The organism is Aeromonas sp. 75A (assembly GCF_051919425.1).
Classification (GTDB): domain Bacteria; phylum Pseudomonadota; class Gammaproteobacteria; order Enterobacterales; family Aeromonadaceae; genus Aeromonas; species Aeromonas veronii.
On record NZ_JBQBES010000002.1, the window covers coordinates 2,107,082 to 2,117,500 of the forward strand.

Consider the following 10,419-nt stretch of genomic DNA (forward strand, 5'->3'; position numbering starts at 1 on the left):
CAGATGCTTGAGAATCAGATGATGTTGTTGGCGGTGTTCGAACGGGCGGCGCTGATGTTGATGACCCTCTTCTTCCTGACCCGCACCCGGCCGTTCCAGCGGCTGTTCCAGAAGCGGGATCACACCCCGGCGGAGCTGGTGCTGGTAGCCTCCATCTTCGGCCTGTTTGCGGTGTTCAGCACCTACACCGGCATTCCGGTGGAGGGGGCGCTGATCAACGTGCGGATCATCGCAATCATCTCCGGCGGCATCCTGTTCGGCCCCTGGGTTGGCATTCCTGCCGGGGTCATCTCCGGTCTGCACCGCTACCTCATCGACATGGATGGTCACACCTCCATTCCTTGCCTTATCGCCAGTATTATCGCCGGTCTGCTGGCGACCTGGCTGCACCTGCGCTGTCGCAAGTCGCGGCTCTGGCTCTACGGCATTCTGGCTGGGATGCTGTGCGAAGGGCTCACCATGCTGCTGATCTGGCTGCTGACTGAGCCCCACGAAGTCGGGGTGGAGATCGTTAACCATATCGCCTATCCGATGATCGCCGGGGCGCTCTGCATCGGCCTCATCATCAAGCTGGTGCAGGATCTGGATGACGAGAAGGAGCTGATTGCTGCCAAGCAGGCCAAGCTGGCGCTCGATATCGCCAACAAGACGCTGCCCTTCTTCCAGAACATCGATCGCCACTCCCTCAGTCAGGTGTGTGATGTGATCCGGCGCGACATCAGCGCCGATGCGGTGGCCATCACAGATACCCATGACGTGCTGGCTTATGTCGGTGTGGGCAAGGACTATTACGAGCTGGACGAGCACCACGCCATCAGCGGCATGACCCAGCAGGCGGTGCTGCTCGACCAGATCATCATCAACAACGATCTGCGCCAGTACCATCTGGCCGACTTCCACTCGGTCATCATTATTCCGCTGCGGGAGAACTGCGCTGTCAGCGGCACCCTCAAGATCTACTACCGCCGCACCCACAGCATCACCAGTTCCCTGCGGGAGATGGCGGTGGGCCTCTCCCAGCTCATCTCCACCCAGATGGAGGTGTCGCGCATCGAGCAACTCAAGGAGATGACTCGCAAGGCGGAGTTCACCGCGCTGCAGAGCAAGATCAACCCGCACTTCCTGTTCAATGCCCTCAACGCCATCTCATCCTTGATCCGCATCCGCCCCCAGCAGGCGCGCCAGCTGATCGCCAATCTGGCGGATTACCTGCGCTACAACCTCAACAAGGGGGATGAACTGATCGACATTCAGGAGGAGCTGCAGCAGGTGCGCGACTACGTGGCCATCGAGCAGGCCCGCTTTGGCGACAAGCTGGAGGTGGTGTTCGAGGTGGACGACGTGCACATTCAGGTGCCGAGCCTGCTGTTGCAGCCGCTGGTGGAAAACGCCATCCTGCACGGCATCCAGCCCCGCAGCGCGCCGGGCCGGGTCACCATCGAGGTAAAACAGCTGGCGGGCGGCATCCGGGTGTCGGTGCGGGATACCGGTTACGGCATCAGTCAGGCGGTGATCGACGGGGTGGCCGCCGGTCGGGTGGAGAGCCGCAGCATCGGTCTGATGAACGTGCATCAGCGGGTCAAGCTGCTCTATGGTGACGGCCTGCACCTCAAGCGGCTGGAGCCGGGTACCGAAGTGAGTTTCTATCTGCCGGATCAGGAGTCGATGCCATGCTGAGTGCCATCATGGTTGAGGATAAGTGTGTGCCGCGAGAGGTGTTGTCATGCTGAAAGCGATCATTGTGGAAGACGAATGTTTGATTCGTGAGGAGCTTGCTTCTCCTGTGCTCCTTCAGGGGGCAATGTCATGTTGAAAGCGATCATAGTGGAAGACGAGTATCTGGCTCGCGAGGAGTTGATCTATCTGGTGAATCAGCACAGCACCATAGAGATAGTGGCGAGCTTCGAGGATGGGCTGGAGGCGTTCAAATACCTGCAGGATCACGAGGTGGATGTGGTGTTTCTGGATATCCAGATCCCCTCCATCGACGGCCTGCTGCTGGCCAAGAACCTGCACAAGTCGAGCCATCCGCCCCACATCGTCTTCGTCACCGCCTACAAGGAGTTTGCGGTGGAGGCGTTCGAGCTGGAGGCATTCGATTACATCCTCAAACCCTACAACGAGCCGCGCCTCATCAGCCTGCTGCAAAAGCTGGAGCAGGCGGGCAAGGCGCAGGCGGGGCAGGGGAGCGAGCCGGGGGCTGCGCACAATCGCACCGTCAATCTGGTGAAGGGGGAGCGTATCATCGTCACCCCCTGCGAGCAGATCTACTACGCGGAAGCTGACGAGAAGCTCACCTATGTCTACACCCGCGATGATCGCTACGTGATGACCATGACCATCAGCGAGTTTGTCAGCCGCCTGCCTGCCGAGGGCTTCTTCCGCTGCCACCGCTCCTACTGCGTCAACATCAACAAGATCCGCGAAATAGTCCCCTGGTTTAACAGCACCTACCTCATCCGGCTTCATGATCTGCCGTTCGAGGTGCCGGTCAGTCGCAGCAACATCAAGGCGTTCCGTCAGCTGATGCGGCTCTGATTGTCATTCATTCCCGCCGATCTGCATTTCATGCCTTAATCGATCGGCGCGAGCTGCGTCTTGCCTATAGTGGCCTCAATTTCCTTAAGGCCATCGACCGAGACGCATCATGACCAAAGAGATGAACCGCACCCGGTACCTGACACTGATCGGTACCATCATCACCCAGTTCGCACTGGGTTCTGTCTACACCTGGAGCCTGTTCAACGCCCAGCTCTCCGACAAGCTGGACGAGCCGGTGAGTCAGGTCGCTTTCGCCTTCGGCCTGCTCAGCCTCTCGCTAGCGGTCGCCTCCTCCATGGCGGGCAAGCTGCAGGAGCGATTCGGGGTGCGCAATGTGACCCTGGGCGCCGGTGTGCTGCTCGGCATCGGCTTCTTCCTCACCGCCCACGCCAGCAATCTGGCGATGCTCTACCTCTGCGCGGGCATTCTGGTCGGTTTTGCCGACGGTACCGGCTACCTGATGACTCTCTCCAACTGCGTGAAGTGGTTCCCGGAGCGCAAGGGGCTGATCTCCGCCTGCTCCATCGGGGCCTATGGTCTCGGCAGTCTCGGTTTCAAATACATCAACCTGCTGCTGCTCTCGAGCTCCGGCCTTGAGACCACTTTCCAGCTGTGGGGGCTGATCGCCATGTCCATGGTGCTGGTGGGCGGCATGCTGATGAAGGATGCGCCCAAGCAGGCCGCTTCCGTGCAGCAGAGCGAGAGCCGTGACTTCACTTTGGCCGAGGCGATGCGCAAGCCACAGTACTGGATGCTGGCGCTGATGTTCCTCACCGCCTGCATGAACGGCCTCTACGTCATCGGCGTGGCCAAGGATATCGGCGAGAAGATGGTGGGTCTGCCTGCTGTCGTCGCTGCCAATGCCGTCGCCATCATCGCCATGGCCAACCTGGGTGGCCGTCTGGTGTTGGGTATCCTCTCCGACAAGATGTCCCGCATCCGGGTCATCACCATCGCCCAGCTGATTACCCTGGCGGGCATGGCGCTGCTGCTGTTCGTGCCGCTCAATGCCAACCTGTTCTTCGTGGCGGTCGCCTGTGTGGCATTCAGCTTCGGTGGCACCATCACCGTCTACCCCTCGCTGGTGAGCGACTTCTTCGGTCTCAACAACCTGACCAAGAACTACGGCGTCATCTATCTGGGCTTTGGTCTGGGCAGCATCATCGGCTCCATCGTGGCCTCCCTGTTTGGCGGCTTTATGGCGACCTTCCACCTGATCCTGGTGTTGCTGGTGGTGGCGCTGGTGCTCTCCCTCACCATCCGCCTGCCGGCACCGGTAGCGGTCGAGCGGGCCTGATAAGTCTCCCTGCCACAGCAAGCAAAAACAGAGACCCGGGCCCTGCCCGGGTCTTTGCATTTCCGATGGTCGATCAGCGCGGCGCTAGCCCCAGCAGCTGGCGGGCCTTGCGGCAGCTTTCCTCCACCGTTGACCAGTCGTCACCGGTTACCGTGATATGGCCCATCTTGCGGCCGGGGCGGGGTTCGCCCTTGCCATAGAGGTGCAGATGCAGGCCGGGCAGCGCCAGCAGGGCAGCCCAGTCGGGTGTGCCGTTCTGCCAGAGATCACCCAGCAGGTTGATTAACAGGGCGGGGCGCACGGCGATCTGCTCCGGCAGCGGCATATCGCACAGGGCCCGCACCTGCAACTCGAACTGGCTGCATGCGGCGTTGTCGAGGCTGGGATGGCCCGAGTTGTGGGGGCGTGGCGCCAGCTCGTTGACCAATAGCCTCCCTTCCACGAGGAAGAACTCCACCGTCAGCACCCCGACGTAATCGAGGGTCGCGATCAGCCGCTCGGCTATTGCTTTGGCTTCGCTCTCCAGCGCCGGCACATTGGCCGGGGAGCGAGTCTGATCGAGGATGCCGCCGTTGTGCCAGTTCTGCACCAGTGGCAGGGCGCTGATGGCACCGCTCGGGCTGCGCGCCAGGGTCAGGGCAAACTCCCCCTCCAGTGCTAGCCGTTGCTCCAGCACGCAGGGGACGCCACTGGCTGCCAGCGCCGTCGCCAGCTCATCCAGGTCGCTCACTTGCCACTGCCCCTTGCCGTCGTACCCTTCGCGGGCCGTTTTGAGAATGGCGGGCAAGAGTTCGCTGGCCTGTGCGGGGATGGGCTCTTCCGGCAGTAGCGACAGATAGGGGGCGATCGGGATGTTTGCTCCGCGCAGAAAGGCTTTCTCTTCACGGCGATCCTGACAGATGCGCACCGCGCTGGCGGCCGGGCGTACCGGCTTTTTTTGTTCGAGCAGCGCGAGGGTGGCGGCGGGCACGTTCTCGAACTCGCAGGTAATGGCTTCGCAGCGGCTGGCCAACTCGACCAGTGCCCCAGTGTCGTCATAGGGGGCGACAATATGGTGATCGGCGGCGGCACCGGCGATGCTGGCCGGGTCGGGATCCAGCACCACCACCTTGTAGCCGAGGCGGTGGGCGGCCATCACAAAGTAGCGGCCAAGCTGACCGCCGCCGAGCATGCCGAGGGTGGCGGGGGGCAGGATCATGTCGGCTCCTCCAGCGTGAGGGCAAGCACCCGATCTCGCTCGCGGGTGCGGAAGTCGTCGAGCTGCTGCCGGTAGCGGGGGGCGTCGTCATCCCGGGCGACCGAGAGCAGAGAGACCGCAAACAGGGCAGCGTTGGCGGCCCCCGCCTCGCCGATGGCGAAGGTGGCGACGGGTACCCCCTTGGGCATCTGCACGATGGAGAGTAGGGAGTCCATCCCCTTGAGGTGACGGGAGGGGATGGGCACCCCCAGCACCGGCAATGTGGTCTTGGCGGCGACCATGCCCGGCAGATGGGCAGCACCACCGGCCCCGGCGATGATGGCGCGCAGACCGCGCTCGCGGGCTGTGGCGGCATACTCGAACAGCAGATCCGGGGTGCGATGGGCCGAGACCACCTGCGCCTCGTAGGGCACGCCGTGCTCCTTGAGGATGCGGGCGGCGGCCTGCAGCACGGGCCAGTCGGAGTCGGAGCCCATTACCAGGCCGATCAGCGGAGGGGTGTTCATTTTCTCTGAATCCTTGCTGTTAAACGTTTGCTTTTGGTGAACAAAAAGAGCCGGCAAGCCGGCTCAGAATTTCTCGGGTCGCACGATTTCGACCGGTTGCAGAAAGGCGATCATGGCGTAGTCGGGGTAGTAGCGACTCTGCAGGTGGGCCAGCAACCGCTCCGCCTGCTCCCGGCTGCAGATCGCCTCCAGCCGGATGTTGCCGCTCTCGCTCCAGCTGGCGTTGCGCTCGCCATGATCCCCCCGGCGCGGGCATCTGTGATGGTGTAGCCGCGCAGCCCCTCGCGGGTGAGGGTGCGCAGCAGGGTCGGCTCCAGATTGGCTTCGGTGATGATGGTCAGCAGGGTGCGGGTCTCGGTCTGCATGTGGCTACTCCGTGAAGTGGCGGGCCCAGCTGTGGTAGAGCGGGATCCCCAGCATGATGTTGAACGGGAAGGTGACCCCCAGCACGGCGCTGAGGGACAGCCCCGGGTTGGCCTGAGGCACGGCGATGCGCATGGTGGCCGGCACGGCAATATAGGAGGCGCTCGCCGCCAGGGTGGCCAGCAGGGTCAGGCCGCCGAGAGAGAGGCCCATCAGCTGGCCAGCTGCCAATCCCAGTCCCGCCGAGGCGAGCGGCATCAACAGGGCGAAGCTGAGCAGGAACAGGCCATGGCGGCGCAGATCCTGACACTGGCGGGCGACGATGAGGCCCATCTCCAGCAGGAACAGCGCCAGCGCCCCCTTGAACAGGTCGACAAACAGCGGTTTGAGCGGGGCAATCCCATCCGGCCCGGCCAGATAGCCGATGGCCATGCCGCCCAGCAGCAGGGTTACCCCTTTGCCGAGGAAGGTCTCGTGGGCCAGCATGCGCCAGCGGGTCTCTCGACTGATGCCGCGGGCCAGCACTATGCCCACCAGAATGGCCGGGATCTCCATCACCGCAAGGAAGATGGAGAGCTGCGATTCAAAGCTGATGCCCCGTTCGGTGAGCCAGTTCACTCCGACCGCAAAGGTGGCGACGCTGACCGAACCATAGTGGGCGGCGGTGGCGGCTGCATCGACCCGGTTCATCTTGAGGCGCAGCACAGCAAAGCCGAGCAGGGTCTGCACCACGCCGAGCAGGATCACCAGCGCAAGTTGCGGCAGCAGAGGTTGCAGGGATTGCTGGGCCAGACCGACGCCGCCCTTGAGGCCGATGGCCAGTAGCAGAAAGAGAGAGAGGGTGTCGTAGAGGGCGGGCGGCAGCTTGAGCTCGGATCGCACCAGACCGGCCAGCAGACCAAACAGAAAGAAGAGTACAACAACGTCCAGCATGATGGTTCGCAGGGCAGTTCAGATAATGGTTGCATGCTAGAGCCCACAATGTTTCGATAAAATCAGATTCTCGCTGATGGTTGTTCGGTAAAAACTGATAGGGAACGGCATGCTCAACTACAAACAGCTCTACTACTTCTGGCATGTGGCACGCAGCGGCAGCGTGACGCAGGCCGCCGAACAGCTGCACCTCACGCCGCAGACCATCAGCGGTCAGGTGGCCGAGCTGGAGCAGTCCCTCGGGGTGGCGCTGTTCAACCGGGTGGGGCGGCGTCTGGTGCTGACCGCTGCCGGGCGGCAGGCGCAGGAGCAGGCAGGGGCGATTTTCTCGCTCGGCGCCGAGCTGGAGCACACCCTGCGCCACGCCAGTCAGGAGCTGACCATGCAGGTGGGGATCGCCGATTCGGTACCCCGCACCCTGGCGTTCGATCTGCTGGCCCCCGCCATGGCGCTGGCGACCCCGCTGCGGCTGGTGTGTCACGAGGAGCGGGCCGAGCAGCTGTTCAGCGAGCTGGCCCGCCACAAGCTGGATATGGTGCTGATCGATCGCCCGCTCCCTCCCGACAGCGGCGTGCGCGGCTACAACCACGAGCTGGGGCGCAGCCCGCTGGCGCTGTTTGCCAGCCCCGAGCTGGCGGCGCGGGCGCGGGACGGTTTTCCCGCCTCGCTGGAGGGGTTGCCGCTGCTCATCCCCGGAGAGAAGTCTGCCACCCACGATCGGCTGCTGGAGTGGTATCGCCAGCAGGGCATTCATCCCCATCTGGTGGGGCAGTTTGATGACTCCACCCTGATGAAGTCGTTCGGCAAGGCGGGGATGGGGATCTTCCCGGCGCCGCTGGCGATGGCTGACGAGATTGGCCGCCTCTACGGAGTGGAGCGGATTGCGACCCTCACCGACGTTACCCTCTCTTATTATCTGGTCTCGGCAGGGCGCCATCTCTCCCATCCAGGAGTACAGGCGGTGATGGAGGGGGCACAGCAGCGGCTGGCAGCGTTGGCTGGCAATAAATAGAAATCTGGATGGCTATACATCCAGCTTGGCTCTGCCTATAATCCTCCCGCTTTGGCGCATCATGCTTAATAGGGAATCCGGTGAAAATCCGGAGCTGGCGCGCAGCGGTAAGGGGGAACGAAGCGACATCAGGGCACTGCCGTCAGGCGGGAAGCCGTCGCCGTAGGCTATCAGCCCCCGAGCCCGAAGACCTGCCAGAGTTCGTATTTCGGGCCGAGAGAAACCGGCCACGAAGTAGATACTTACGCGAACTTAAGGATCTCTCATGTCGAAGAAATTTCTGGCGGCTGCCCTGTTGCCGACGGCGGCGTTTGCCCAGCAGTTGACCATTCCCGTCAATCCCACCATGGTGGTGACCGCTACCCGCGTCGCCCAACCTGTCTCCAGCGTGCTTGCCCCGGTCAATGTGGTGACCCGGGACGAGATCGATCGCCTGCAAGCCCAGACCGTGACCGATGTGGTCAAGACCCTGCCCGGTGTGGAAGTGGTCAGCAATGGTGGCCGAGGCCAGCTCAGCTCGCTGCGGGTGCGTGGTGGCACCTCCTCCCAGACGCTGGTGCTGGTGGATGGGGTACGCAGTGCCTCCCTGACCGCCGGGATGACCGAACTGAATAACCTGCCGCTCAATCAGGTGGAGCGCATTGAATACATTCGTGGCCCGCGCGCCACCATCTACGGCTCCGACGCCATCGGTGGGGTGATCAACATCATTACCCGTCCCGACAAGGGGACAAATCAGCACAAGTTCAATATCGGTGCTGGTTCCCATCAACAGCGTCAGGCCGCTTTCAGTAGTGCCAGCCAGGTAGGTGAGGCGGGTCAGCTCAAGGTGGCTGGCGGTTTTGATGATGAAGAGGGTTACAACGTACACCCCTTGCCCGGCATCAACGATGGTGACCGTCACGGGCATCGGGGCTACAACGCCATGCTGGACTACCAGCAGGCCCTCGGCAGCAATTGGGATCTGTTCGGTACAACCCGCTGGTTCCGCAATGTGGCCCAGTATGCGGGGTCTGACGCAAACTATGCGCCGCATCGAGCCGAAACGTGGACTGAAAACCAGAGCTATCAGCTGGGGTCGCGCTATCACGATGATCGCTATCTGAGTGAGTTGCGTGGCGCCTTCTCCAGACAGGATGCGTACGACTATCTCGACAATAGCGGCCGCGATCAGGCCAATAATCGGACCTACACCCGCCAGTACAGCCTGAACTGGGTCAACAGCCTCAAGCTGAACGAGCTGTGGACGCTCGGCGGCGGTGCTGACTGGCAGCGCGACATGCTGGACGATCGCTCGCGATCTTCTGGCTCCCCCTATCCGGCAGGGGCCAAGGAGCGGGACAATACCGGGGTCTATGCCCTGGCCCAGTTCGACAACCAGACATGGCAGGGTGAGCTGAGCGGCCGCAGTGATGACAACGAGCAGTTTGGTCGTCACAACACCTGGCAAACCGGCGCAGGCTGGCGTTTTGTCGAGGATTACCGCCTGAGTGCCCGCTACGGCACCGGTTTCCGCGCCCCCTCCTTTAATGACCTCTACTATCCGGGCTCTGGCAATCCCAACCTGAAGCCGGAAGAGTCGAAGAGCAGCGAGCTGATGCTGGATGGTCAAACTGCGGGTGTCGAGTGGCGGGCCACCGGTTATCGCAATGACTTCGAACAGATGATCCAGTGGGCACCCAACAGTCAGGGGATGTGGACACCACAAAACGTTGGCAAGGCTCGCATTGAAGGGGTCGAGCTGGAAGGGGAATTCGACACTGGCTGGTTGAGTCATAGAGTCTCTGCCGAGTACAAGGAGCCCAAAGACAAGATGACCGATAAACAGTTGCAGCTGATCTCCCGCAAAGGGGCCAAGTGGATTACGCAGGCACAGTGGCAACAGTTTGACGGCTCGCTGAGCTGGATCTATCAGGGGGAGCGCTATGGCGATGTGGCCAACACTACCAAACTCGGTGGCTACAGCGTGTGGAATCTGGCTGTCGGCTACAAGGTCACCCCGGCGCTCAAGGTATCTGGCAAGATCAACAACCTGCTGGATAAGGAGTATCAGACTGCGGTGGGTTACCCTGCCGATGAGCGCGCTTACTACGTGACAATGGATTACTCACTCTAAGCCGGACCCGGCCACGCGGAAAAATCAGGGGCCCTGCCATTGGCAGGGCCTTTTCTATTGGCGGCAGGCGGGAGTATGATCGCCGCCTTGCACCAAAGGGGAGCTCAAGTGGCCAATATTCTCGTGTTTGATTCCGGTATGGGTGGCCTGACCATCTACCGCGAAATCCGCCGCGTTCTGCCGGCACACAACTATTTCTACTGCTTCGATAACGCCAACTTCCCCTATGGTGAATTGAGCGAGCCCGCCCTGATTGCTGCCTGCACCCGCTTGGTGACCACCATGGTGGCCCGTCATCATATAGATCTGGTGGTGATTGCCTGCAACACGGCCAGCACCATAGCACTGCCAGCCCTGCGTGAGGCATTGGATATTCCCGTGGTGGGGGTGGTGCCAGCCATCAAGCCCGCAGCTGCTCAGACTCGCAACGGTTGTATCGGTCTGCTGGCCACT

Annotated in this window: 9 protein-coding genes, 1 pseudogene and 1 riboswitch (1 of these 11 running past the window's edge); of the genes and pseudogenes, 6 read left to right on the forward strand and 4 right to left on the reverse strand. The window is 62.1% G+C overall.

What is annotated here, in order from left to right; all coding sequences use genetic code 11:
* Nucleotides 1-3: 3 nt before the first annotated feature.
* From ACTG2T_RS09700 to ACTG2T_RS09710, 3 genes are all read left to right on the forward strand, one after another.
* Nucleotides 4-1,677 (forward strand): sensor histidine kinase, encoded by a 1,674-nt coding sequence (locus ACTG2T_RS09700; RefSeq protein ID WP_330125581.1) that lies wholly within the window; start codon nucleotides 4-6, stop codon nucleotides 1,675-1,677.
* 129 nt (nucleotides 1,678-1,806) lie between these two features.
* Nucleotides 1,807-2,538 carry a LytR/AlgR family response regulator transcription factor gene (locus tag ACTG2T_RS09705; protein ID WP_279624472.1) on the forward strand — a complete coding sequence of 244 codons (732 nt, stop codon included), beginning with the start codon at nucleotides 1,807-1,809 and terminating at the stop codon, nucleotides 2,536-2,538.
* Nucleotides 2,539-2,647: 109 nt separating this feature from the next.
* Complete coding sequence (locus ACTG2T_RS09710) at nucleotides 2,648-3,838, forward strand: L-lactate MFS transporter (RefSeq protein ID WP_279624025.1); 1,191 nt, start codon at nucleotides 2,648-2,650, stop codon at nucleotides 3,836-3,838.
* A gap of 73 nt (nucleotides 3,839-3,911) precedes the next feature.
* Here ACTG2T_RS09710 and ACTG2T_RS09715 read toward each other — a convergent pair whose 3' ends face one another.
* From ACTG2T_RS09715 to ACTG2T_RS09730, 4 genes and pseudogenes are all read right to left on the reverse strand, one after another.
* A complete protein-coding gene (locus tag ACTG2T_RS09715; RefSeq protein WP_279624026.1) occupies nucleotides 3,912-5,036 on the reverse strand; it encodes a 5-(carboxyamino)imidazole ribonucleotide synthase in 1,125 nt (374 codons plus the stop codon).
* Nucleotides 5,033-5,542 carry a 5-(carboxyamino)imidazole ribonucleotide mutase gene (purE, locus tag ACTG2T_RS09720; RefSeq protein ID WP_139732797.1) on the reverse strand — a complete coding sequence of 170 codons (510 nt, stop codon included), beginning with the start codon at nucleotides 5,540-5,542 and terminating at the stop codon, nucleotides 5,033-5,035. The genes ACTG2T_RS09715 and purE overlap by 4 nt, the downstream gene beginning before the upstream one ends.
* Before the next feature lie 63 nt (nucleotides 5,543-5,605).
* Nucleotides 5,606-5,907: pseudogene (locus ACTG2T_RS09725) on the reverse strand (P-II family nitrogen regulator).
* 4 nt (nucleotides 5,908-5,911) lie between these two features.
* Nucleotides 5,912-6,838 carry a sodium-dependent bicarbonate transport family permease gene (locus ACTG2T_RS09730; protein ID WP_151286407.1) on the reverse strand — a complete coding sequence of 309 codons (927 nt, stop codon included), beginning with the start codon at nucleotides 6,836-6,838 and terminating at the stop codon, nucleotides 5,912-5,914.
* Nucleotides 6,839-6,947: 109 nt separating this feature from the next.
* Between ACTG2T_RS09730 and ACTG2T_RS09735 the strand changes: the two genes are divergently transcribed.
* The 3 genes from ACTG2T_RS09735 to murI form a co-directional block, all read left to right on the forward strand.
* Nucleotides 6,948-7,850 carry a LysR family transcriptional regulator gene (locus tag ACTG2T_RS09735; RefSeq protein ID WP_330125580.1) on the forward strand — a complete coding sequence of 301 codons (903 nt, stop codon included), beginning with the start codon at nucleotides 6,948-6,950 and terminating at the stop codon, nucleotides 7,848-7,850.
* Between the two features lie 35 nt (nucleotides 7,851-7,885).
* Nucleotides 7,886-8,063: riboswitch (cobalamin riboswitch) on the forward strand.
* Between the two features lie 52 nt (nucleotides 8,064-8,115).
* Nucleotides 8,116-9,966, forward strand: a complete 1,851-nt coding sequence (locus ACTG2T_RS09740) for a TonB-dependent receptor domain-containing protein (protein ID WP_330125579.1) — start codon at nucleotides 8,116-8,118, stop codon at nucleotides 9,964-9,966.
* 108 nt (nucleotides 9,967-10,074) lie between these two features.
* Nucleotides 10,075-10,419: the 5' end (the start) of a glutamate racemase gene (gene murI, locus ACTG2T_RS09745; RefSeq protein ID WP_103252018.1), read on the forward strand. Its footprint extends 459 nt past the window's final position; only the first 345 of its 804 coding nucleotides appear in the window; its start codon is at nucleotides 10,075-10,077; the stop codon falls past the right edge of the window.

Bases quoted from the DNA above. Each gene is read 5' to 3' on its own strand.
- ACTG2T_RS09735 (WP_330125580.1), top strand. From the start codon at position 6,948: ATGCTCAACTACAAACAGCTCTACTACTTCTGGCATGTGGCACGCAGC.
- ACTG2T_RS09715 (WP_279624026.1), bottom strand. From the start codon at position 5,036: ATGATCCTGCCCCCCGCCACCCTCGGCATGCTCGGCGGCGGTCAGCTT.
- purE (WP_139732797.1), bottom strand. From the start codon at position 5,542: ATGAACACCCCTCCGCTGATCGGCCTGGTAATGGGCTCCGACTCCGAC.
- ACTG2T_RS09700 (WP_330125581.1), top strand. From the start codon at position 4: ATGCTTGAGAATCAGATGATGTTGTTGGCGGTGTTCGAACGGGCGGCG.
- ACTG2T_RS09740 (WP_330125579.1), top strand. From the start codon at position 8,116: ATGTCGAAGAAATTTCTGGCGGCTGCCCTGTTGCCGACGGCGGCGTTT.
- ACTG2T_RS09705 (WP_279624472.1), top strand. From the start codon at position 1,807: ATGTTGAAAGCGATCATAGTGGAAGACGAGTATCTGGCTCGCGAGGAG.
- ACTG2T_RS09730 (WP_151286407.1), bottom strand. From the start codon at position 6,838: ATGCTGGACGTTGTTGTACTCTTCTTTCTGTTTGGTCTGCTGGCCGGT.
- ACTG2T_RS09710 (WP_279624025.1), top strand. From the start codon at position 2,648: ATGACCAAAGAGATGAACCGCACCCGGTACCTGACACTGATCGGTACC.